20 protein-coding genes are annotated in these 23663 nt (G+C 62.9%); 7 read left to right on the plus strand and 13 right to left on the minus strand.

Annotated elements, in window-relative coordinates; all coding sequences use genetic code 11:
- Positions 1-85: 85 nt before the first annotated feature.
- A complete protein-coding gene (locus tag B0G82_RS34045; RefSeq protein WP_121310452.1) occupies positions 86-868 on the minus strand; it encodes a DeoR/GlpR family DNA-binding transcription regulator in 783 nt (260 codons plus the stop codon).
- A 274-nt stretch (positions 869-1142) separates the two neighbouring features.
- Here B0G82_RS34045 and B0G82_RS34050 point away from each other — a divergent pair, with 274 nt between their 5' ends.
- On the plus strand, positions 1143-3638 hold the full coding sequence (locus B0G82_RS34050) for an FAD-dependent oxidoreductase (RefSeq protein WP_121310453.1): 2496 nt from the start codon (positions 1143-1145) through the stop codon (positions 3636-3638).
- A 7-nt stretch (positions 3639-3645) separates the two neighbouring features.
- Here the strand turns inward: B0G82_RS34050 and B0G82_RS34055 are convergent, their stop codons facing one another.
- The 3 genes from B0G82_RS34055 to B0G82_RS34065 all read right to left on the minus strand — a co-directional run bounded on the left by B0G82_RS34055 (position 3646) and on the right by B0G82_RS34065 (position 5654).
- Positions 3646-4185, minus strand: a complete 540-nt coding sequence (locus tag B0G82_RS34055) for a cytochrome b (protein ID WP_121310454.1) — start codon at positions 4183-4185, stop codon at positions 3646-3648.
- The gene (locus B0G82_RS34060; RefSeq protein ID WP_121310455.1) at positions 4182-5273 is read right to left on the minus strand and encodes a catalase family peroxidase; all 1092 of its coding nucleotides are present in this window, start codon (positions 5271-5273) and stop codon (positions 4182-4184) included. The genes B0G82_RS34055 and B0G82_RS34060 overlap by 4 nt, the downstream gene beginning before the upstream one ends.
- A 111-nt stretch (positions 5274-5384) precedes the next feature.
- Entirely contained in the window at positions 5385-5654 is a 270-nt protein-coding gene (locus B0G82_RS34065) for a DUF4148 domain-containing protein (RefSeq protein ID WP_121310456.1), read from the minus strand.
- Positions 5655-5935: 281 nt separating this feature from the next.
- Here B0G82_RS34065 and B0G82_RS34070 point away from each other — a divergent pair, with 281 nt between their 5' ends.
- From B0G82_RS34070 to B0G82_RS34080, 3 genes are all read left to right on the plus strand, one after another.
- Positions 5936-6658, plus strand: coding sequence for a transcriptional regulator (locus B0G82_RS34070; RefSeq protein ID WP_116144642.1), 723 nt, complete (start codon positions 5936-5938; stop codon positions 6656-6658).
- 170 nt (positions 6659-6828) lie between these two features.
- Positions 6829-7347, plus strand: a complete 519-nt coding sequence (locus B0G82_RS34075) for a sigma-70 family RNA polymerase sigma factor (protein WP_012426855.1) — start codon at positions 6829-6831, stop codon at positions 7345-7347.
- Positions 7344-8171, plus strand: coding sequence for an anti-sigma factor (locus tag B0G82_RS34080; RefSeq protein ID WP_121310457.1), 828 nt, complete (start codon positions 7344-7346; stop codon positions 8169-8171). Before B0G82_RS34075 ends, B0G82_RS34080 begins: the two co-directional genes overlap by 4 nt.
- Positions 8172-8261: 90 nt before the next feature.
- Here the strand turns inward: B0G82_RS34080 and B0G82_RS34085 are convergent, their stop codons facing one another.
- On the minus strand, positions 8262-9200 hold the full coding sequence (locus tag B0G82_RS34085; RefSeq protein WP_121310458.1) for a helix-turn-helix domain-containing protein: 939 nt from the start codon (positions 9198-9200) through the stop codon (positions 8262-8264).
- Positions 9201-9407: 207 nt separating this feature from the next.
- Here B0G82_RS34085 and B0G82_RS34090 point away from each other — a divergent pair, with 207 nt between their 5' ends.
- Both B0G82_RS34090 and B0G82_RS34095 read left to right on the plus strand, forming a co-directional pair.
- Entirely contained in the window at positions 9408-10325 is a 918-nt protein-coding gene (locus B0G82_RS34090) for an NAD(P)H-binding protein (RefSeq protein WP_121310459.1), read from the plus strand.
- Positions 10326-10339: 14 nt separating this feature from the next.
- Positions 10340-10543 carry a hypothetical protein gene (locus B0G82_RS34095; protein WP_121310460.1) on the plus strand — a complete coding sequence of 68 codons (204 nt, stop codon included), beginning with the start codon at positions 10340-10342 and terminating at the stop codon, positions 10541-10543.
- Between the two features lie 195 nt (positions 10544-10738).
- Here the strand turns inward: B0G82_RS34095 and B0G82_RS34100 are convergent, their stop codons facing one another.
- Both B0G82_RS34100 and B0G82_RS34105 read right to left on the minus strand, forming a co-directional pair.
- The gene (locus B0G82_RS34100; protein ID WP_121310461.1) at positions 10739-12124 is read right to left on the minus strand and encodes an MFS transporter; all 1386 of its coding nucleotides are present in this window, start codon (positions 12122-12124) and stop codon (positions 10739-10741) included.
- Positions 12125-12213: 89 nt separating this feature from the next.
- The gene (locus B0G82_RS34105) at positions 12214-13380 is read right to left on the minus strand and encodes a Xaa-Pro peptidase family protein (RefSeq protein ID WP_116144654.1); all 1167 of its coding nucleotides are present in this window, start codon (positions 13378-13380) and stop codon (positions 12214-12216) included.
- 186 nt (positions 13381-13566) lie between these two features.
- On the opposite strand from B0G82_RS34105, the gene B0G82_RS34110 reads away from it, so the two are divergent.
- On the plus strand, positions 13567-14562 hold the full coding sequence (locus tag B0G82_RS34110; RefSeq protein ID WP_121310462.1) for a LysR substrate-binding domain-containing protein: 996 nt from the start codon (positions 13567-13569) through the stop codon (positions 14560-14562).
- 16 nt (positions 14563-14578) lie between these two features.
- On the opposite strand, the gene iolB is transcribed toward B0G82_RS34110, so the two are convergent.
- From iolB to B0G82_RS34140, 6 genes are all read right to left on the minus strand, one after another.
- Positions 14579-15409 carry a 5-deoxy-glucuronate isomerase gene (gene iolB, locus B0G82_RS34115; protein WP_116148829.1) on the minus strand — a complete coding sequence of 277 codons (831 nt, stop codon included), beginning with the start codon at positions 15407-15409 and terminating at the stop codon, positions 14579-14581.
- Between the two features lie 32 nt (positions 15410-15441).
- Positions 15442-16956 (minus strand): mannitol dehydrogenase family protein, encoded by a 1515-nt coding sequence (locus tag B0G82_RS34120; RefSeq protein ID WP_121310463.1) that lies wholly within the window; start codon positions 16954-16956, stop codon positions 15442-15444.
- Positions 16943-18001 (minus strand): mannonate dehydratase, encoded by a 1059-nt coding sequence (uxuA, locus tag B0G82_RS34125; RefSeq protein WP_121310464.1) that lies wholly within the window; start codon positions 17999-18001, stop codon positions 16943-16945. Before uxuA ends, B0G82_RS34120 begins: the two co-directional genes overlap by 14 nt.
- Before the next feature lie 1186 nt (positions 18002-19187).
- Positions 19188-20942 carry a dihydrolipoyl dehydrogenase gene (gene lpdA / locus B0G82_RS34130; protein WP_121310465.1) on the minus strand — a complete coding sequence of 585 codons (1755 nt, stop codon included), beginning with the start codon at positions 20940-20942 and terminating at the stop codon, positions 19188-19190.
- A 185-nt stretch (positions 20943-21127) separates the two neighbouring features.
- On the minus strand, positions 21128-22138 hold the full coding sequence (locus B0G82_RS34135; RefSeq protein WP_121310466.1) for a zinc-binding alcohol dehydrogenase family protein: 1011 nt from the start codon (positions 22136-22138) through the stop codon (positions 21128-21130).
- Between the two features lie 372 nt (positions 22139-22510).
- Entirely contained in the window at positions 22511-23554 is a 1044-nt protein-coding gene (locus B0G82_RS34140) for an SDR family oxidoreductase (protein ID WP_121310467.1), read from the minus strand.
- Between the last annotated feature and the right edge of the window lie 109 nt (positions 23555-23663).

Genomic DNA, 23663 nt, shown 5'->3' on the forward strand with positions numbered 1-23663 from the left:
CGGACAGAACCAGTCCGACAGCGCGCGAAGGGCGGCGGCCGGTGACTGTCTGTGCGGCATCGATTGCCTGTGGTAACCGGCCATTTTACGCGTTGGACGAAATTGCTTGTGTGCCCACCTCCACATCCACCCCCGCCGCCGCGAACACCTGAGCCAGTGCGGGCGCCGGCGCTTCATCCGTTACCAGCAGATCGACGGCGTCGGCGCCGAACGCATGCACCAGCGCGCTGTGGCCGAATTTCGCGTGATCCGCCGCGACGACGCGGCGTTCGGCCTGAGTGAAAGCTGCCTGCGAAAATGCAGCGTCGGCGGGCAGCGCGTCCATGAAACGCCCCTGCATGTCGATCGCGGTGACCGAGACGATCGCGTAGCGCACGTGAAACTGCCGTAGAAACGCCAGCGCGCTGTCGCCGACCGCGGCGCAATCGTCCGGCCGCAACTCGCCGCCCGTGATGAAAACCCGGTTGCCATTGCGCGGCGCCAGCACGCGCGCGACTTCGATGGAAGGGGTCACGACGGTGAGCCGCGAGCGGGCGGCGAGCGCCTGCGCAATATGCAGACAGGTCGTGCCGCCCTCCAGGATCAGCGAATCGCCGTCCCGCACCAGTTCGCCGATGCGCGCGCCGATTGCCCGCTTGCCCTCCTGGCTCGCCGTCATGCGCCGCTGGAACGGCGGCTCGTCGAGCCGCTCAGGCAGCATGACGCCGCCGTGGACCTTGATCAGCAGGCCGTCCGCGATCAGCGGTTTGATGTTGCGGCGGATGGTTTCGTCGGACACGTCGAAACGGCCGGCGAGATCCGTGATCGTGCAGGTGCGCTGCTCGCGGAGGAGTCGCAGGATTTCGGCTTGGCGCTGGTTGGAAAACATGGCGATTGGGCGGTGACGGTTCAGTGGAGTCTAGCAAAAGACACAGTTCGGCGGGTTGGATAGCCACACGTTTCCAACCAAAACCACATCTGGGTGGCGGTAGCGGCGAGTCCCGTTCTTCGGAAACACTCCCTTGGTGCGACAGCTACGTTTTAAAAACACAATCGTATGACCATTTCATGACGCCGCCCCAAACACACCGCGGTTGCGGGTTCGTTGCATTCCGTGTCTTTTTACGGCAATCTACGCACACTCAATCCACGCATTTCCACACATGTCCACATCCATTCCTACTCACGCTCGTGTCGTCATCGTCGGCGGCGGGATCATCGGCTGCTCGGTCGCCTACCATCTGACTAAGCTGGGTTGGACCGATGTGGTGCTGCTCGAACAGGGGCAACTCTCGTGCGGGACGACCTGGCACGCCGCCGGTCTCGTCGGCCAGTTGCGCGCCCAGGAAAGCATGACGAAGCTGATCCGCTATTCGACCGCGCTGTATGCCGAACTCGAAGCCGATACCGGCCTCGCCACCGGCTGGAAGCAATGCGGCTCACTCTCGGTAGCGCGCACGGCCGAGCGCATGACACAACTGAAACGCACCGCCGCCGTCGCGCGCGCTTACGGCGTGGCCTGCGACGTGATCAGCCCGCGCGAAGCCGGCGACCTGTGGCCGGTCATGCGCACCGACGACCTGCTCGGCGCCGTCTGGCTGCCTGGCGACGGCAAGGCGAATCCCACCGATCTGACCCAGGCCCTCGCCCGCGGCGCCCGCCAGCGCGGCGCGCGCATCGTCGAAAATACCCGCGTTACGGCAATCCATACGCGCACCGCGCAGGACGGCAAGGCGAACGGCGCGCGCGAAGTCAGCGGCCTCGCGTGGCGCAACAAGGACGGCGAGGAAGGCACGCTCGGCGCGGACATCGTCGTGAATTGCGCGGGCCAGTGGGCCAAGGCCGTCGGGCGCCTGTGCGGCGTGACCGTGCCGCTGCACTCGGCCGAGCACTACTACATCGTCACGGAACGGATTGCCGGCGTGCATCCGGACTTGCCGGTGATGCGCGACCCGGACGGCTTCATCTATTTCAAGGAGGAAGTGGGCGGCCTCGTGATGGGCGGCTTCGAGCCGGACGCGAAACCGTGGGGCATGAACGGCATCCCCGAGAATTTCGAGTTTCAACTGTTGCCGGACGATTGGGATCAGTTCGAAATCCTGATGGAAAATGCATTGCAGCGCGTGCCCGCTCTCGAGACGGCGCAGGTGAAGCAGTTCTATAACGGGCCCGAATCGTTCACGCCGGATAACAACTTCATGCTGGGCGAAGCGCCCGAACTGCGGCGCTTTTTCGTCGGCGCGGGTTTTAATTCGATGGGGATCGCGTCGGCGGGCGGTGCCGGCATGGCGCTCGCGGAATGGATCGTCGCGGGCGAGCCGACCATGGATCTGTGGCCGGTCGATATTCGCCGCTTCGCGCGCTTCAACGGTAACGATACGTGGCTGCACGACCGCGTGAAGGAAACGCTCGGCCTGCACTACGCGATGCCTTGGCCGAATCGCGAACTCGACAGCGCGCGGCCGTTTCGCCGCTCGCCGCTGTATTCGCTGCTGCGTGACGAAGGCGCGTGTTTCGGCAGCAAGATGGGCTGGGAGCGCGCCAACTTTTTCGCGCCCTCGCCTGACGAGGCGAAGATCGAGTACGCCTTCGGCCAGCAGAACTGGCTGCCCTGGAGCGGCGCCGAACACCGCGCGTGCCGCGAAGGCGTCGCGCTGTTCGACATGACGTCGTTCTCCAAATTTCTCGTCAAGGGGCGCGACGCGCAAAGCGTGCTGCAAGGCATCGTCGCCAACGACGTGGATGTACCGACCGGCACCACGGTATACACCGCCATGCTCAACGAGCGCGGCGGTTATGAATCCGACTTCACGCTCACACGGCTCGCGGACGATCAATACCTGCTCGTCACCGGTACCGCGCAAAGCACGCGCGACTTCGACAGCATCGAAAAATTGATTCCACACGACAGGCACTGCACGCTCGTCGACGTGACCGGCCAATATGCGGTGCTCGCCGTGATGGGCCCGCGTTCGCGCGAACTGCTGCAAAGCGTGTCGAAAGCGGACTGGGGCAACGAAGCGTTCGGGTTCGGCCAGAGCCGCGAGGTCGACCTCGGCTATGCGACGGTGCGGGCCACGCGCCTCACGTACGTGGGTGAACTCGGTTGGGAACTGTACGTGCCGGTGGAATTCGCGGTCGGCGTATACGAGACGCTGCGCGCAGCGGGTCAAGCATTCGGCCTCGTCAACGCGGGCTACTACGCGATCGACTCCTTGCGCATCGAAAAAGGCTATCGTGCATGGGGCCGCGAACTCACGCCAGATACGAACCCGTTCGAAGCGGGCCTCGCGTTCGCGTGCAAGCTCGACAAGGACATTGCATTTCGCGGCCGCGACGCGCTACTTAAATTGCGCGCCGAACCGCCGCGCCGCCGCATGGTCGTGCTGACCGCCGACGGCGCCGCGGATCGCATGCTGTGGGGCGGCGAAGCGATTCTGCGCGACGGCAAGCCGGTGGGCTTCGTGAGTTCGGCGGCGTTCGGCCACACGCTCGGCTGTCCGGTGGCAATGGGCTACGTGAACAATCCCGCCGGCGCTGCGGATGCGGCGTATCTGAACAGCGGCAGCTTTGCGATCGACGTTGCCGGCGAACTGCTTCCGGCCACGCTGCATCTGAAGGCGCCTTACGACCCGCGCTCGGAACGCGTGAAGCGCTAAAGAAGCACTAGCGCTCGCCGCGCGCCATGCTCGAAAACACCCCGTCGCGCCTGATCAGCCCATGAAACAGCGCGGCCGCGAGATGCAGCAGCACGGTGGCGAACAACGCGAATGCGAGCCATGTGTGCAACGCGCGCAGCAACGCGAACAGCTCGACGTTTTGCGGCGCGATGGGCGGCAGATGCAGCGGACCGTAGAGCGTGACCGGATAACCCGCGGCGGACAGCATCGCCCAGCCGATCAACGGCATGGCCGCCATCAACACATACAGCAGCAGATGCGAGGCCTTCGCCGCGAACCGCTGCAGCGCGGGCATATCGTCGGGCAACGGCGGACTGCCGCGGGTGATGCGCACGCCCGCGCGCAGCACCACCAGCAGCAGCAACGCAATGCCGAGCGGTCGGTGAATCGCGATCAGCGTGTCGTGCGCGCGCGAGACCGTGGCGACCATGCCCACGCCGATGAACAGCATCGCGATGATCAGCGGCGCCATTGTCCAATGCAGCAGGCGCGCGAGCGGACTGAAATGGGTGCGCGTCGGACTCATGAGTGATCTCCGTTTGTCTGGGCTTGATGAATCGCGGGATGCAAGGCTTCCTCGCGCGTGCGGCGCTTGTATGACAGCGCATACGCCGCCGAACGCGCGGCGAGCAAGGGATCGTCCGATGGCGCGATGCCCGCCGGCAGGATCGTCGGATCGAAGTTAACGTCGCGGCACGTGCCGTTTGCCTGCGAGGTCGTGTGATCGATCACGAGCGTGCCCGCGTCGATATGTTGACGATCGTTGGGCCATTGCAGCGTGGCGTCGTCGGTGGGGTCGCCGGGTTTCGCGACGGTCAGGATCAGATGCCAGCGCAAAGGTCCGTTTTGCAGGCGCTGATCGAGGTCGGCTGCAAGGAAATTCTTTTCGGCTTTTTCGGCATCCGTGATCGGCGCATACGGCGTCTCGGGCACCATCGCCCAGCGCACCGCGCGCGTGTTGCCGGCGGCGTCGGTAAAACGGAATGCGTTGATGCTGTAGTACGCCGCATTCGCCAGACTCGACGATGGCGGATGCGCCTTCACCCACGCCTGAAACGGCTGCGTTTCGGGATTCGCGGCGTAGAACGCCTTGAGTTTCGCCGAGTCCGGTTTGCCGGTCGCCGGATCGGGCCTCGCGGCGCTCAGTTGCTGATAGAACTGCTCGGGCGTGTGCACCGCGAACACCGGCGTCGAATTCATGCCGGTGCGCCATTGTTCGCCGTTTTGCAACTGGAACAGCAACGCGAGGCTGCGCACGGGCGAACTGGTATCCGGCGCGGACGGATTGCCGCCGGGCACCGCGAAGCGTCCCGTGACCGGCGTGCGGCCGGCCGCGAAGACCTCCGCGCTGGACAGCGCCGCGCCCTCGCCGTTGCTGTCGAAATAGCCTTCGATGCACAGACCCTTCGCATGATTGCGCCGATAACCGGGATGCGGCTGCCCCGCCACCGATTCGAATGTGTTGACGATGCGCGGCGCGGTGAGACGCGCCGGCGTCAGCCAGCCTGCCGTGTAAGCGAAGCCGCCGGCGAGCACCAGCACGGCCGCGCCGATCACGGCGAGTCGGCAAGGCACGCACGCAGGCGCTGGATTGGGAACGGATGGTTTTGCCACGAAAACTCCTCTTTCGGATAGGTACGCTTACCGGGCAAACACACGATGCAGCGATCTATTCCATTCGATATCCGGCGCGCCCGTTCCGGTTGCGCGCCGGGTATCGCCACTTCAATTGACGCTGCCTGCCTGCGCGTCGTAATTCGCGACGCGGGGGGTGGCTGCCGCTTCTTTCGCGAGTGCTTCCTTGTGCTGCGCGACCTGCTGTGCGAACACCGGGCTCACGTCGGGATACGAGGCATCGGTGACGTAATTCAGGCCGTTCTGCTGGGCCTGGATCAATTCCTGGTACACCTCAGCACGCGTCTTGCCTTGCGCGAAAGCGCTCGACGAAGCAGCGAGAACGACAACGGACAATGCGGCGAAAGCGATCTTCTTCATGATGAACTCCAATGAGTTTTGTGCGGGTTTGCATGAGGGAGAACCACGGGTCCGCGGCTTTTATTCCTGCCTCGACGCGAGAGAAAAAACATATTCGAAAGCGGGAATAAACGGACGCGCAACCGGGTTAGCTCGCGTGCGGGCGGCGCGGTGAGGGCTGCACGAAGATGCGCTCGCGCGAGCGCCAGCGGCGTAGAAATTGGCGTGCGAAACATATGGAATAAACTGGGGTGTGTGCGTGTTCGCCCCTCGACAGCCGAACTTCGACGCACGCCGACACCATGAACACTGACGCCCCTTCCGATTCGCCGCTTTCCGAAGCGGACATTCAGGCCTACGCCGACGGCACGCTGACGCCGGAGCGCGCCGCGTTTCTGCGGGAGTATCTCGGCAAGGATCCGGCGGAGGCGCGCCGCGTGGCGTTTTACGGCAGGCTGAACGCGCAGATCCAGCAGGCTTTTCAAACAACTGACGAACCTGTGCCGGGCCGTGTCGAAGGGTGGCGCCGCGTGCCGGAGCGCATCGACATGTCAAAACGCACGCGGAAGTGGCTCAACGCGCTGGCGGCACTCGCGCTGACGTTGGCGGTGGCGAGCGGCTGGCTCGCCGCCACCCAGGTGTCCGCCCAGGCGCTGAACAACGCCGCGGTGATGGCGCTCGCGGAAAGCGCCGCCGGCCAGCTTTCGGCTGCATCGCCCACGCGCGCCGATCCGTCCGCTCCGAATCTCTCGGCGATCGGATTGCGCCTCGTGGACCGGCGCGTGGTGGCGCTGGGTCCGCTGCAGCGGGTCAGCGAATTCATCTATCTGAACGGCGACAATCAACCGGTCGTGCTGCTGTCGGCTCTGGCGCTGTTCGCGCCGACGCAGGCGCAGTGGTCCGCCAGACGCATCGGCGAGATTCGCCTGTTGCTGTGGACCGCGCAGCGGCAGCGTTTCGTGCTCGCTGGCGACGCCCGCACCCACGGCCTGATGCGCGCCGCCGACGCGATGACCATGCGATGACTTTGCGATGACTTTGCGATGACGACGTGATGGATACAGCATGCAATTCACGACCTCAGACACGGCGGCGGAATAAAGTGCGCGCAACTGTGTTCGCATCTCAAATGCGTCTTTTCGCGCGACAGCAGTACGCCTCCCTGCCAGCGGAAACCCCACGACTGGGATAAAAAATGGATGTCCGTGACGAGTTGATGGAACATGTGCCGCGATTGCGGCGCTACGCACGAGCGCTGATCAACAATCGCGACCTCGCCGACGATCTGGTGCAGGACACGCTGGAGCGCGCGCTCGGCCGCACCGGCATGTTCCAGCCAGGCACCGACCTGCGCGCGTGGCTGTTTACGATCATGCACAACGTGTTCGCCAATCAGGCGCGCAAGGCGTCGGCGCGCGCCGTCCACGTGGCCGTCGACGACGAAAGCGTGTCCGAGAGCGAATTCGCCGTGCCCTCCGAGCAGACCCGCTCGCTGGAAATGCGCGATCTCGACTACGCGTTGCAGCGCCTGCCCATGGAGCAGCGCGAAGTCGTGCTGCTGGTGGGCCTCGAGGAAATGAGCTATGCCGACGTGGCGCTTGCGCTGAACATTCCCCTCGGCACGGTGATGTCGCGGCTGTCGCGCGGACGCGAACGCTTGCGGGCGTTGATGGCGGGCACGCAGCCCGGTGCAAAATTACAGGTGGTGCGATGAGCGACCAGACTATGCCGATCGGCGAAGAAGAACTGCATGCGTATGTGGATGGCACGCTGTCCGACGAACGCCGTGCCGATGTGGAGCGCGCGCTCGAACAGAATCCCGAGCTGGCCGCGCGCGTCAGCGATTATTTTTCGCTGAATAGCATGTTCCATGAGCGCTATGACCGCGTGCTGAACGAGCCCGTGCCGAAGCGCCTGCAAGCACCCGCGCCGCGCCGCTGGCGGCTTGCCGCCAACTGGCCGCAATTCGCCGGGATGGCGGCGGCGCTGGTGATGGGCGTGGGCATCGGCGTGGGCACGCATATGGGCCAGGACGTGATTGCGCCGGTCGCGGGCGGCCACTCCGACACGCGCCCTGTCAGTGCGGACAGCTCGGAAATGTTCGCGCACCAGGCGGCGGTGGCGCATGTGGTCTACATGCCCGCCGTCGACCGGCCGACCGAGTTGAGCACCGACGACCACGAACAGGATTTCGTGCAGTGGCTCGCCAACCGGCTCGGCACGAATGTGCATCCGCCGGTTCTCTCGAAGAGCGGCTTCAACCTCTCGGGTGGGCGCCTGCTGCCCGGCGCCGATGGACCGACCGCGCAATTCATGTATCGCGGGCCGAACGGCGAGCGCGTCACGCTGTGCATTTCGCGCCGCCAGCAGAACTCGAATACGACGGCGTTCAAGCTGTATCAGGACGGCCCGGTGAATGTGTTCTACTGGATTGACGGCGACTTCGGCTATGCGGTGTCGGGAGGAATCGACCGCAAGCAGTTGCTGCAACTTTCACATGACGTGTATTCGCAGTTGACGGGCGCGGCGCCGGGTTGATCGCTGGGCTGCTGCATTGCGGTTTGCTTTTTATTTTGCGGGCGCGGCCTCGAACGTGTGAGGCCGTGCGCATCGCATCGTTTTTAAGCTCTATCGCGGTATGGCGATGCTGCGGACCTGGTTCGATTCGAACTCGACAACGCGGCTTGCATTTGCCGTTGAGCGGATCAGCTCGCGCGGCGTCACGCCCAACAGGCGGCCCATCCAATGCGCCATGTGACTCTGATGCGCGAAGCCCGTATCCAGCGCGATCTGGCTCGCGCTGAACTTGCCTTGCAACAGCAGCGTTCGCGCGCGCTCCACGCGCCGCTGCACCACGTATTGATGAACCGGCATGCCGAGCGTCTCGCGAAACAGCGCCTTGAAATGCGGCACGCTCAAATCGACGAGCGCGGCCAACTCACTTAGCGTGAGCCGCTGGTCCAGATGCGCTTCGATGAACTCGATCACGCGCGCGGCCGTTTTCGGCGCGAGCGGGCGCCGCTTGTTGTCGAGCATCGGCGCACCGCCGATCAGGCGCACCACCATCGCCGTACACAGGCTTTCGGCGTAAAGCGGATCGGATGGTTCGTCCGCTTCCAGCTCGGCGCGCAACGCCCAGGCGAGATGCTGGAAGCGCGGATCGCGCATCTGGAACTGCGGACGCAATTGCGCATCGCCCGATTTCAACGACAGTTGCTCGACGGTCCGCTGCGCAAACGCCTCGCTGATCCACACGCTGAAAATCGTGCAGGCGGCTTCGTCGCTCCACTGCCCGTCGAGTCCGGCGGGGATCACGTCGGCGTCGCCATGCGCCTGGATTCGCGAGTGGCGCCGCTCGTTGCACAGGCAGCGCGCCCTGACCGGCGCACCGACATGCACGCCCACCCGGTGATAATTGAACGCGGGAATACGGTGCAGCCCGGCCGACACGTTGACCAGTTCCGCGCCGAAGCCCTGCCAGCCGAGCAGCCTGCTCGAGCGCAACGCGAGGCGGGAACCGCTATGCGGTAACAAATGCCCTACTGGTGTCGGTGTTGCTGCATTCATTGTTTCCCTCGTGGATGACGGCGAGTGAGTCTGCATTGTGCTGCGTTTTGCGCGGCTTCGCTCGACTCTACGTGATTCAACGCTTCCGCTGCGGTGCCGCATGCGAAAACCGTCATCCGAATCTGCGCGGCGCAATCCTTGCCCGCGCGCTTTCCGGCCGCTGCGTCCCTAAGATGAGGTCATACCGAGTCAACCAGGGAGCGCAACGTGTTCGTGATTTTTGGAGCCGCCGGCAATGTCGGCAAAGTAAGCGCGGCGGCATTGCGCCGGGCGGGCCGCGACGTGCGCGCGGTGGTTCGCGATAAGCAACAGGGCGAATTTCTCGCCGAACCCGGCTGCGAAGTCGTCGTGGCCGATCTGCTCGACGCCGCCACGGTGGCGCGCGCCATCGAAGGCGCGCATGCGGTGCAACTCCTATGTCCGCTGCCGCATGGGCATGCCGATCCCGCGCAGGCGATGCGGCGCATGATCGACGTCAGCGTCGCGGCATTGCGTGCCGATCCGCCGCCGCGCATCGTCGCGCTCTCCGACTACGGCGCGGAACATCCGGCCGGCACGGGCATCACCACGCTGTTTCACGAGCTTGAAACGCAATTGCGAACGGTCGATTCGCGGTTGACGTTTCTGCGCGCCGCCGAACATATGCACAACTGGGCGCGTGTGCTGCCGCTCGCGCTCGCGAGCGGCGCGCTGCCGAGTTTGCATCATCCGTTGAGCAAGCGCTTTCCGACTGTCGCCGCACAGGACGTGGGCACGCTCGCCTCCGAGTTGTTGCTCGACGATGGCGCGCAGCCGGTCTCGCCGCGCGTGGTGAGCATAGAAAGCGCCGAGCGCGCCAGCGCATTGGACGTGGCGCGCACGCTCAGCGAACTGGCGGGGCGTGCCGTCGTCGCGCGCGAGGTGCCGCGCGGCGAATGGGCCGCGATGCTGCAAGGCGCGGGGCTCGGCGAACACCATGCGCGTTTGATCACCGAACTTTATGACGCGCACAACGCGGGCCGTATCGACGTCGAAGCAGGGATCAGCGAGCGGCGGTTCGGCGCGACGACGCTGGCGGAAGTATTCGCGGCGATTCTGCCGCGCGTGGCCGCAGCCGCGGCAACTGCCGACGGCACCGCTCGCTGAAAAGGAGACACTGCATGCCTACCTGCCCTTTGCTCCGTGCCTCGCTCGACGCGCGCAAGGTCGAAGCCCAACATCGAGCGCCGTCGACGCGCAAGAGCACGCACGCGCCGCGCTGGCTGGCGATGTCGGCGAATCTTTCGGGATGGTTCGGCTGGCGCGCGCTGCGGGACGTGCTTAACGCCATCCCCGATAGCAACGACGACTTCAGCCTGTTCTGATCGACGGCGCCTCGGCAATTCGGCGATTCGATATCGCGAAGCCACAAATCAAAGCGCCCGGCATGCCGGGCGCAAGTTATTTTCGAATCCGCCGCTACAGCGCGGGCCGCCATGCAATAAGGCGGTCTTCGCGTGCGCGGGCCGGTACGATCCTGGCCGCTCTGCATGGAGCACAGCAGCCGGATCGATTTGCGCTCAGCGCGGCAGAGGATGCGGCGAGTGTGCGGACGTACGTGCGCTGAGAGCAGCGGCCGCCTCATCTTCCGGCTCTGCCGACAGATCCCGCCTGAAAGTCTCGGCGAGGAAAAACGCGCACACCAGGCTCAGCAATCCCGTCGCCGCGATATAGATCGAAATGGGCAGCGTCTGGCCATACGTGGCGAACAGATAGGTGGCGATCAACGGCGTCGGTCCTGACGTGATGATGCCGGCAATCTGATACGGCAGCGAGGCACCCGTATAACGCACCCGCGTACCGAACAGTTCGGCAAACCACGTCGATTGCACGCCGTACACCGACGCCTGGCTCAACGCGATACCGCAAACGTACGCCACGAAAATCAAGGTCGGATTGCGTGTCTCAAGCAGCGGGAAAAACGCGAATCCATAGATCGCCACGAACACCGCGCCGAGCATGAAGACGGTCCGGCGTCCAATCACGTCCGACAGTTTGCCGAACAGCGGCAGCGTGATCAGCGCAAACACGCAGCCCAGGATGATGGCGTTCAGCAGTAGTCCACGCGACAAGCCGAGCCGCGTCGTTCCATAGACCAGCACGAACACGTTGATCACGTTGAAAGTGATGTCGACCGCGAAGCGCGTGCCGATCGTCAGCACGAGGTCTTTCGGATGCCGGCGCAGCAATTCGATCAGCGGCGCCTTCACGACCTGCTTGCTCGCCTTGATCTGTTCGAATACCGGCGACTCCATCACGCGCAGGCGGATGAACAGGCCGATCGCGATCAGCGCCACACTCAGCAGGAACGGCAGGCGCCATCCCCATGAATAGAACGCGTCTGACGGCAGACTCGAAACGGCTTTGAACACCGCGGTCGAAAGCATCAAGCCGAGCGGCACGCCCAATTGCGGGAACGCGCCGAAGAAGCCGCGCTTGCTGGCCGGCGCCGTTTCGACCACCATCAGCACCGCGCCGCCCCATTCGCCGCCGACGCCGAGCCCTTGCAGGAAGCGCATCGCCACCAGCAGGACCGGCGCCCAGACGCCGATCGAGGCGTAAGTCGGCAACAGGCCGATGACGAAGGTGCCGACGCCCATGATTGTCAGCGTCGCGACGAGCGTCGCCTTGCGTCCGATGCGATCGCCAAAGTGCCCGAAGAACACGGCGCCAAAGGGCCGTGCGAGATAGCCGACCGCAAAACTGCCGAACGCCGCGATGGTGCCGACCACCGGATCGAACGAGGGGAAGAACAGCTTGGCGAAGACCAGCGCCGAAGCGGTGGCATACAGAAAAAAGTCGTACCACTCGATGGCGGTCCCGACTACCGAAGCAACCAGCACCCGGTTGACGGCCGACCGGCTGATAACCGGCGCGTTGCCGGATGAAACGGGCGATGTATTCATGTCTCCTCCCTTCTCTGGGAATCTATGTCTTGCACTGCTGCGTGACGGCGGCGCGGATCCGCCGGCACGTTACGTTAAATTCGCTGCACTCACCAGTGCAGTTCCATCGGGAACTGGTCGAGCGTTTCGACGCCGCCCGAGGTCAACCGCACGATACGTTCCGTGCGCAGACCGCCGACGTTCGGCACCGTGATCGTCGCCTTCAGGGTAAAGACCATGTTTTCCTGCAACACGGTCTTGTTACCCGGGCCGATCCACGGCGCTTCTTCTTCCGGGTCCATGCCGGTGCCGTGACCGGTGCCATGGCCGCGCGCTTCGCTCGAGTATTGCTCGTAGTTCGATTTCACTAGCGCCTGCTGGATCACGGCGTTCAGTTCCAGGGCCGCCATGCCGGGACGCGCGGCGGCAAGCCCCGCTTCGACCGCGCGCGCCGCTGCCGCGACGATCGCCATCTTCTCGGGATTCGCCGGACCGTAGGTAAAACCGCGTCCGCCATCGGCTACGTACCCACGATAACGCGCACCGATGTCGGTCATGATCAGGTCGCCCGGTTGCAGGATGCGGTCGGTGGGTCGCGCCAGGTTATATGCCGAGCGCGGACCGGATTGCACCATCGAATCGAACGCAGTCCGGTCCGCTCCTCCGGCGAGCATCGCGCGGTCGGCGATCAAAGCGAGTTCACGCTCGGTGTAGGGACGGCCGTCGGCGAGCGCGTCGCGAATCGCGGCCATCGCCGAATCGGTCAGGGCGGCGGCTTTGCGCATCAGCGCCACTTCGGCGTCGCTCTTGATCGCCTTGATTTCGGCCAGCACCATTGTCGGTTCGAGCTTCAGTTCGCCGAGACCGGCGTTCAGGCGCTGCAACAGGTCCGCCGGGATATAGGCGGCGCCGGCAAGGCCGACCGTGCCGCTGCGGTGCCGCGCCGAGAATGCCTGCACCTGCTGCGTGACGTCCCGCAGGCTGCGCACCTCGAAGGCGGTCACGCTGGTCGCGTAGTCGAAGCATTGATCGGACACGAACAGCACGGGGTCGCCGTCCACGGGCAGCAGCAGGATCGCGTTGGCGATGTCCGATACGCCGTCGAGCGGACGGAACTCGGTAAAGTAGCCGATATTCGCGCCACGCCAGCAATCGCCGAAGGCGAGCATGCCGACCAGCCCCGCCTTGTCGAGTGCGCTGCGGACCTTGGCGACGCGGCCGAGGAACTCGTCGGTAGTGATGCCTTCCGGCGGAATGTCTGCGGTACGGGTGTTCATTGCGTCTTCGTCTCCTGTGCGGCTGCCTGCGCGAATGCCGGATGCAGCCGGTCTCGATGCCCATGATGGAATCCGCCCCGCATCGGAATGCGAGACGTCATCTGCATAGTAGAATCGATCGATATTCTTTTATAATGAAAAATAACTCAAAATCTATATCGATAAGGAATACATGGAGACGACATCGTGACCTCGGCCATTCATCCTGATAACGGCGTGGGCGCCACTGCGACGGGCCGCTTCGATCCCACGCGTCTGAAGACTCGCCAACTAGCCCTGATCGTTCAGCTGGACATCCATCGCTCGGTTTTGCGCGCGGCGGAGGCCGCATACATGACGCAGCCCGGGGCGACCAAGTTGTTGCGTGAATTGGAAGAGACCATGGGGGTGCAATTGTTCGAACGGCATCCGCGCGGTGTCGAGCCCACCTGGTACGGCGAGGTGCTGATCCGCCATGCGCGCAGCGTGCTGGCGGAGCTGCAGCACGCGTACGACGAAGTGTCCGCGCTCAAAGCCGGCCTGACCGGGCAGGCGATGATCGGCACCGAGGTTACCGCGGCCACCAACCTCGTGCCGCAGGCCGTCGCGCTGCTCAAGAAGCGCTTCCCGCAGATTCGCGTCAACATTGAAATGGAGTTCAGCGAGGTGCTGGTGCAGCGTCTGCAGGAAGGCAAGCTGGATATGATCGTCGCGCGAATCCGCAATCCGGACGACCTGGCGGAACTGCACTACGCCCCGCTCGCAGAAGCGCAGCACGCGCTGTTCGCACGCGTTGGCCATCCGCTCGTCAAGCGCAAGACTCTGAGCTGGAACGAACTCGCGCCGCAAACGTGGATCCTGCCGCCTAAAGGCAACGTCATGCGCAATCAGTTCACGCAACTTTTTCTCGAACGGCAGCTCGCGTTGCCGACGGATGTGGTCGAGAGCTCATCACTGCCTGTCATCACGAGTCTGCTGCAAATGAGCGATATGATCGCGCCGCTTGCGCGCGAGCCGGTGCGGCCGTATTGCATTGCCGGCGCGCTCGAACCGCTGCCGTTCGAACTCGATCTGAAGCTCGGACCGGCGGGCATCGTCACACGGCGCGGCGACAGGCTCTCACCGGGTGCGCGGGCAATGCTGCAAGCGCTGCGAGAGGCTGCCGGATTCGACACCCAAGGCACCGACGCCGACAGCGACTGACTTACCGCACCGCGATTCAGCGCGCGCCGTCCACCGCGGCGCTTGCGCCTGGCTGTAGTAACCATTCATGCGCCGGCTCGTTGTGCACGTGCCAGGTGCGACGCGGACCCGCCATCACATTCAGGTAATAGAGGTCGTAGCCGTGCGCCGCGGCAACCGGATGATAGCCGCGCGGCACCAGCACGACATGCTTGTCGTACGCCGCGAGCGTTTCGTCCAGACTGCGGTCGTCGGTGTAGACGCGCTGAATCGCGAAGCCCTGCGGCGGCGAGACGCGATGGTAATAGGTTTCCTCGAGATAGGTCTGCTGCTCGCCATCGTCGGTATCGTGGCGATGCGGCGGATAACTCGACCAGTTGCCCGCCGGTGTCACGGATTCCACCACCAGCAAGCTTTCCGCCGGCTCGGTTTCCGGCAGGATGTGGCGCACGTGACGCAGATTGGCGCCAGTACCGCGGGTTTCCTGCTTGACCTCATCAGGTGCAATGAAGCGCGGCGGCAAGCCGCCCTTCGCGGGCGCGGAACAGATGCCGAGTTCGACATCGTCCACGGCCACGATCGTGTAGCGCGTATGCGGCGGCACGTACATGGACCACGGCGCACCATCGAATGGCGAGAGCCGCGCGCCGATTGCGCGGCTCGCGAGCCCTTCACAACCAGCCGTTGCGTGCCCCTTGACGAGCACGACCACGACTTCGCGATCGCCTGTCTCACGAGTAACGGTCGCGCCAGGCTTCAGGTCGAACACATCGAACCCGACGTATTTCCAGCCGGCGTTCGCCGGCGTGATATGGATGATCTGACCGTCTTCGGCAGGCATTGACGGTTTGATGAGCAGGTCGCTCATGTCTTCCTCCATTTGTTCAGGATTGCCGACCGTCAGAAAGCGGCGGTCGTTGCGGCTATGTGAATGGCTTGAGGCGGTAAAGCGTTAATCGCTTCGACGACGCCCTGCGTGCGAATCGCATCCAGATGGCGTGCGACTTGTGCGACGAAACGCGGGTGCGTGCGCAGATCGCAACCAAAGATCGACTCGATTCCGAACAGTGTTCTTACCGCATCGACTGCATCCGCGAGCAAGGTCGAGCGGACCGCATCGGTCAGTGTGTCGGCGAGCGGATCCGCGATCGCGTAGGTGCGGCCTGTCTCGTCCACGCCGCCGAGGTACGCGATCCAGCCGGCCAGCGCAAAAGCTAGACGTTCGGTCGGCGCGCCGCTTTTCAGGTTGGCGCGCACGCTTTCCAGCCAGCGCTGCGGCAGTTTCTGTGAGCCGTCGGTCGCGATCTGCTGCAAGCGGTGATCGAGCGCGGTGTTCCGAAAACGCGTGAACAGTTCAGCGCGATAGGTTGCCAAAGCGGGTCGCGACAGCGTCGGCTCCACCTCGTCGCGCAACATGCTTTCGACGAAGTTCAGCACCGCCGGCGCGCCGATCGCCTGATCGACGGTGTCATAGCCGATCAGCGACCCGAGGTAGGCGAGCGCCGAATGCGCGCCGTTCAACATCCGCAATTTGGCCTGTTCATAGGGACGCGCGTCATCCACGAGCGTCGCGCCTGCGTGCTCCCACGCCGGCCGCGGCCCAGCGAAGCGGTCTTCGATCACCCACTGCGAAAATGGCTCGGTCATCACCGGCCACGCATCGTCGGCACCGAGTTGCTTTGCTACGCGCGTGCGATCGGCGTGGGTGGTAAGCGGCACGATCCGATCCACCATCGTGTTGGGAAATGCGCCCTTTTGCTCGATCCAGTCGGCCAGCGCAGGATCCGTTTCGCGCGCGAACGCCAGCGTCAACGCGCGCATCGTGTCGCCGTTGGACGGCAGGTTGTCGCACGACAGCACGGTAAACGGGCCCAAACCGGCCGCGCGGCGCAACGCCAGCGCGCGCACGACGAAGCCGATCGCGCTACGCGGCGCGGCGGCCTCGCGCAGATCATGAGCAATGTCGGGGTGATCGAACTGCAATTCGCCGCTCGCCGGATTGCGGCAATAGCCTTTCTCGGTAATCGTCAAGCTGACGATATGGCAGCGCGGATCGGTCATCGCATCGAGGACGGCGGCGGGCGACTGCGGCGCGACCAGCGAAGCGACCAGCGCACCGATGACCTGGAACGAATCCGCGGTGCCGTCGCGCACGTCCACCGCATAGAGATGATCCTGCGGAGCGAGCGCCTCCGACGTGTCCGCACGGCGCAGCGACACGCCGACGATGCCCCAACGGTGATCGCCAGCGCGCAACGCGTGCTCGGTGTACACAGCCTGATGCGCACGATGAAACGCTCCGAGGCCCAGATGGACGATGCCCGGTGCAAGGCTCGCGCGATCGTAGGCAGGAACGACGACTTCGCCGGCGGCGCGCGTGGCTAGCGTAGCCAGGGCAGCATTACTTAGCCGCATGATCGCCCGTATGTTTGGCGAGGCCTTCCCAGATGCCGTTCAGGTAGACCGCGCCTAGCGCGCGGTCGAATAGCCCGTAGCCGGCGCGGCCCGTTTCGCCCCAGATCATTCGTCCATGGTCCGGCCTTGCATAGCCTTCGAAGCCGGTTTCGAAGTAGGCTTTGACGATTTCCGCCATGTCGAGCGAGCCATCGGCCGAACGATGCGAGGTCTCGTGAAAGTCGCCCGCCGTATTGACTTGCACGTTACGCAGGTGTGCAAAATGGATCCGGCCGCGCGCGCCGAACTCGCGCACGAGTGCCGGAATATCGTTTTGCAGGTCCGCGCCCAGCGACCCCGAACACAGCGTCAAGCCGTTAGCGGGATCGTCGACGATAGCCAGCACGCGCTGCAAATCCGCGCGTTTCTTGACGATGCGAGGCAGCCCGAAAATCGGCCGCGGCGGATCGTCGGGGTGGATCGCCATCTTGATGCCGGCTTCTTTGGCCACAGGAATGATCGCGCGCAGGAAGTAGTCGAGGTTGGCCCAAAGACCGGCTTCGTCAAGCGCCTCATAGTCGCGCAACAGAGCCTTCAATTGCTCGGGCCGATAGCTCGCGTCCCAGCCGGGCAACTGGATCCCCTGGCTGACGTCGAGCTCGCGGATCGCTTGCGTCTCGAACGCGAGCGTCGTCGATCCATCGGGCAGCGGCATTTCCAGCGAGGTGCGGGTCCAGTCGAACACCGGCATGAAGTTGTAGCAGACCACTTTCACACCGCAGGCGCCGAGGTTACGCAGCGTCTGGCCGTAGTTGGCGATGAGCGAGTCGCGCGTCGGTTTGCCGAGCTTGATGTCCTCGTGCACCGGCACGCTTTCGATTACTTCCAGTGTCAGCCCGTGAGCCTCTACCTTCACTTTCAGCGCCAGGATCTTGTCGATCGGCCACACGTCGCCCACAGGCACGTCGTAGACCGCCGAGACAACCCCGACCATGCCGGGGATCTGGCGGATATAGGCCAGCGGCACGGGGTCCGTGTCGCCGTACCAGCGAAAGGTCATTTTCACGTTCGGGTCTCCTCGCAGACGCTCGCCTCGCCGTCGACGTTGCTGCGCCCAATGAATGGTTGAACCGGCGCTTACGCATCGGCCCGGCGCGGCGGGCTACGGGCGCCGGCCGCCCCTGGCGCGCCACGCGGCGCGGCCAGGAGTCTGAATACTAGCGGCGATTGACATACCTTGAAAATGAAGAATAACCACTCTTCTATACGATTATGGAATACATAGGGTGGCGGATTTTCTCTCGCGTCTTGTTCTGGCAGGGTTAGACGATCGCCGGGATCGGGCAGATCGCCGTGCTCGACGTGCTCGATAACTCAGATCGTCTCGCTTCAACCTGCAGCAGATTGCTTTTGATGCACCGTATCGGGCAACCATGCGCCCATCTGGCGGCGCGGCGGACGGGCGCAAGTTTTGCCCATCGATTGAAACTCAAGCTCCGTCCAGCGCCGGGACCAATTCCATCGGCAAGCATCGAAACCCGTCAGAACCGGTGCCGAATGCCCACGCCCATGCCTTTACGATCGTCGCCGCCCTGTCCAGAGGGACGGGGGCTGCCTGTATCACGGCTACTTTCATACTGAGAATTCCTGAACTAATGAAACGTATCGAGAGCGTAGCGCCGTCTGCCCCGAACGCGACGCCTGCTCTTTCACCCTGGCGTATCCGCAATCGTGCTTGTTTCGATGCTCCGCATTGCGCCGTTCCCACGCAGCATCGCCACAAGCGCCGACAAACTGAGCGAGCGGTTTCATCATAGGCCTGCAAAAACTGTGCGCCGAAGCGCTGCCATAAATACCCCTATCGATGGCATCGATGGGCGCCCCAGAAGCCTGAAGTCACTGCAAGCAGCTGATGCAACAGAAAAAATCCCTGAAAGTTAGCGGCAAGTTCGAACCGCCCTAGGTGTGGGAACGGCTCCAACTCTCCCGGGAATGAATCCATGAGAGCGCAAATGGCGTTGACCCAGATTCATGGACACCCTTCTTTGGAACAGGAGGTGTTCTGGTGCGCCAGCTTTGGCAAGGGCGTCGCTCACCGTGCGAAAACGCGACGCGCCGCAAGCCTGGTGGGACGTGGCAAATGCTTCTGCAAGCGTATGCTGTGCTCGAGCCCGGCGCCGCGCACAATCGTCATCGATCAGTCGGGCGCGCGTCTCACTCGTGGTAACTTGACAATGCCCTTCAGCAGCCTGCTAGATGTTTAGCGCGCGTTTCTGCACGGCGAGCGCCGCTTCGCGCATCACTTCGGAAAGGGAGAGGTGCGGGTGGCTGATCATCCCGATGTCCTCTGAGGCGGCCTTGAATTCCAGGGCGACGACAGCCTCCGCGATCAAGTCCGAGGCATTCGCCGAAATGATGTGAATACCGAGCAGCTCGTCTGTTTTCGCATCAGCAATCATCTTTACGAATCCTTCGGTCTTGCCGATACCCATTGCACGCCCGTTTGCCAGCATTGGGAATTGACCTGTCTTGACCTCTCGCCCCTCAGCCTTCAACTGCTGCTCCGACTTCCCGACCCAAGCGATTTCTGGTTCCGTGTAGATTACCCAAGGAATGCAGTTGTAGTCGATGTGCGGCTTCTGCCCGTCGATAATCTCAGCGACCATCACGCCTTCATCCTCCGCCTTGTGGGCCAGCATTGGGCCTCGCACCACGTCGCCGACGGCGTAAACATGCGGTTCGTTGGTCGCGCAATGTTCGCTCACCGGGATGAAGCCCCTCTCGTCGACGGACAAGCCGATGGAGTCGAGCCCGAGGTTATCCGTGTTCGGCACTCTGCCGATGGACACAATGAGCCGGTCGGCTTCAAGGGTTTGGTCCCGCGCGTCCTGGTCCTTATACTCGATTGAAACCCCCGCCTCACTCGTCGTAACAGCACCAATCGTCACCCCGAGTCGAATTTTTAGTCCCTGTTTCATAAACTGCTTTGCCGCTTCCTTTGCAATCGACTCATCGGTCGCGGCGAGGAAGCTCGGCAACGCTTCTAATAGCGTAACTTCCGCGCCGAGCCGTCGCCAGACAGAACCTAACTCGAGCCCAATGACACCCGCGCCAATTACCGCCAGTTTCCTGGGCACTGAATCAAACGCGAGAGCACCTTCGTTGTCGGACACGAGTCGGTTTTCAACTGGAACACCTGCCAAATGGCGAGCTTTCGAGCCAGTTGCGATAATGACATCCTTAGCGAGGTAAGACTTTATATCGTCTTCTCCGCTGACCTCCACGCGGATCGATTGCTCGGACCGGCCGGCCAACTTGCCGTGTCCTTTGATCCAGGTAATTTTGTTTTTCCGGAACAGAAACTCAACCCCGCCAGTAATCTTTTCGACGATCGCCTCCTTGCGGCCCACCATCGTGGCAAGGTCGAGAGTTATATCCTTGACTCCAATTCCGTGAACGTCCAAGTGGTGATGCACATTCTCGAATTCTTCAGAAGAAGCAAGTAGTGCTTTTGAAGGAATGCAACCAATGTTGAGGCATGTTCCGCCGAGTTTCGGCTTGCCAGCGGGGTTTTTCCATTGCTCGATACACGCCACGGATCTTCCCAATTGGGCCGCGCGGATCGCGGCAATGTAGCCGCCCGGCCCTGAGCCAATGACGATAACGTCGTAGTCTGTCTTCTGCTCATTCAGCGAGGGTACGGTAGAGGAACGGGACGTGGGTACGGAAGCCGCCGCCGCGGCGGGCATAACGGCGGACGCTTTGGCTGAGCCGTCGATCGTCGCGATGATTTCGTCCGCGTGCACCGTATCGCCTTCTTTATGAAGGATCGCGAGAAGCACGCCCGCAGTTGGCGCAGGGACCTCAAGAACGACTTTGTCCGTCTCAAGCTCGATCAGTATCTCGTCCTGGGCGACGGCGTCACCGACTTTTTTCTTCCACTGAAGAAGTGTCGCCTCAGTAACCGACTCTGAAAGTTGCGGCACCTTCACTTCTGTCGTTGCCATCTTGATGTCCCTGTTGGCGAGTGGCCAAGTACGAGAACTGAGTTAGCGATACGCAAAGATAGTATGCCTACGAGGACTTTCGTGGGCGCACGGCCCCCTATCAGACATGTGCTCGTAATACGGCATCCTGGCCGCGGTGGCGGCGGACAGGCACACCCGTCGGACCCTCCCGATTCCTCAAAATCTCAAAAGCCGGACAGCACGATCTTGCCGCGCGCCTTGCCGCTCTCGATCAAGGCATGGGCGCGGCGCAGATTGGCCGCGTTGATAGTGCCGAAATGATCCGCCAGCGTCGTGCGCAGCACACCGGCGTCGACCAGTCTGGCAACCTGGACCAAGATATTGTGCTGCTCGATCATGTCCGGGGTCTGGTACATCGAACGGGTGTACATCAATTCCCAATGCAGCGAGATGCTCTTGGGCTTGAGGATCGGCACGTCGAGCGACTCGGGGTCATCGATCAGCCCCAGCTTGCCCTGCGGCGCCAGCATCTCGGCGATTTCGACCAGGTGCTTGTCGGTGTGGGTCAGGCTCGCTACGTAATCGACCTCGTCAAGGTCAAGGTCGCGCAACTGCTTCGGCATCGGTTTCGTGTGGTCGATCACATGGTGCGCACCAAGCTCGCGCACCCACTCCCGCGTCTCCGGCCGCGATGCGGTGGCGACCACGGTCAGGCCGGTCAGCTGACGCGCCAACTGGATCAGTATCGAGCCGACACCGCCGGCGCCGCCAATGACTAGCAGCATTCCGATCGGGTCTTTGCCTTCGCGCACTTGCAAACGGTCGAACAGCAACTCCCACGCCGTGACCGAGGTCAGCGGTAGCGCGGCCGCTTCCTCGAAGCTGAGGCTCTTCGGCATCGGACCGACGATGCGCTCGTCCACCAGGTGCAACTCACTGTTGGTGCCCGCCCGTAACAGCGAACCGGCGTACATGACGCGATCGCCGGGCTTGAACAGGGTTACTTTGTCGCCCACTGCGCGCACCACGCCGGATGCATCCCAGCCCAGCACCTTCGGTACCACTGGTGGCGGCAGCACGCCGCCACGAATCTTGGTATCGACCGGGTTCACCGAGACCGAATGCACTTCCACCGACAGGTCATATCCGGTTGGCTCAGGCTCGGGCAACGTGGTGTCGGTCAGGGCATCCGGCGAACCGAGCGGAACCGACTCGTTATAGACAACAGCTTTCATAGGTACTCCATACAAATAACAGTTTCAGTTACAGCGACCGGACTGCGTGTGACGTCACATCATGTGTACCCAACCAGTTGCTAATTTAATATGACGCAGCCGGCCGCGTCGATGCACATGGAGGAATTCGATGCGCACGTCGGCACGCCGCTCCAGGCGAACATCCATCCGGAAGCTTGCAAGCCTTATGTGCTGATGCTCTGGCTGCGGGAAGCCGGGTGGCAATATCGCCGCTACGGGGTGCCCCATCCAACGACCTGTTCCTCGCATGGATCGATATGGCATATTCAACAGCGAAGCACAGCCCGAGACTATCGCGGCGCGAGTTCGTCCGTGTCGAGGCGACACCACATATATCCTGCATGGCTGACGTCACGGAATGTAGCGCTGCTCCCTGAGGTCCGTCAGCATCTCTATATACATTTCCTCTGAATCGATGCAATCGTGGAAGCCATGCTTGCGCGCCTTTATCGTGCTGGTGATGTTGTCGAAGGTCGTTTTGAAAATCATGTCGCCAAACCTCCACGACACGATTTTCTCGTACGGGTAGTCTCGAAGGTTGTGCTTCCCGACCAGGCTATTCCATAGTTCTGCCTTGTCGGCCATCATCTGCTCTAACGACATGGGGAACGGCTCACCGACCGGCACATCAAAAAACGCTGCCAGTCGCGGCCAGACGCGAGACCACCTGAAGTAGTCGCCATTCGTGATGTTGTAGACCTCGTCTCGGCATGCGTCGGTCTCGCCCGCCCAATCGACAGCGCTCGCGAGAATTCGAGTATCGGTAATCTGATAGAGCGCGTCGTACGCGGCGCGCGGGCCGGGAAATGACATTGGAACGCCCAGGGCCTTCGCCACCGTTCCATAGACAGCAATCACCATCAGCAGATTCATGGGATTGCCAACGGCAACGCCTGCGACGCCCTCGGGACGAAATGCAGTCCAGGACCATGATTTGCCGCGTGAACTTTCCCGAAGAAAATCCTCCTGGTCGTAATAGAAGTTCGGCGGCATATGGCGCGGGTCGCTTTCCTTCGCGGGCGATGGAATCGGGCCGATATGCACGCCGTACGCCTTGCCTCCTTGCATCAGCGTGATGTGCCGCAGGTTCGGCGCGTGCTTCTCCATGACCTCCACCATGTTCTTCAGCATCCGCAGATTCACCTCGACCAGTTCGGCAGGCGTCGGCTTCTCCTGATAGGCCGCGAACACGAGATGCGTCGCTTCCGGCACTTGTGCAAGCAACGCCTCGCAGGAGTCTCTGTCCAATAGGTCAACCGCCAAACGCCTGGCGCGCGTCGGGAAATCAGGTGCGCGCCGGGAAACTGCGACCAGATTGACGTCCTCGCTCTCATAGTGTGCGAGTACTCCGCGTCCAATGACTCCGACCGCGCCTGCGACGACTACTGTTTTCATATTCGTCTGCTCTCCAACTATTCGCAAAAAGAATGTCAGCCCATCACGCCGATTACCGCGACATCGCGCATCGTGGAACCGAACCGGCGCCCTTCCATGTTCTCGCTTG

The sequence above is a fragment of the Paraburkholderia sp. BL17N1 genome, from assembly GCF_003634175.1.
In the GTDB taxonomy this organism is placed as follows: domain Bacteria; phylum Pseudomonadota; class Gammaproteobacteria; order Burkholderiales; family Burkholderiaceae; genus Paraburkholderia.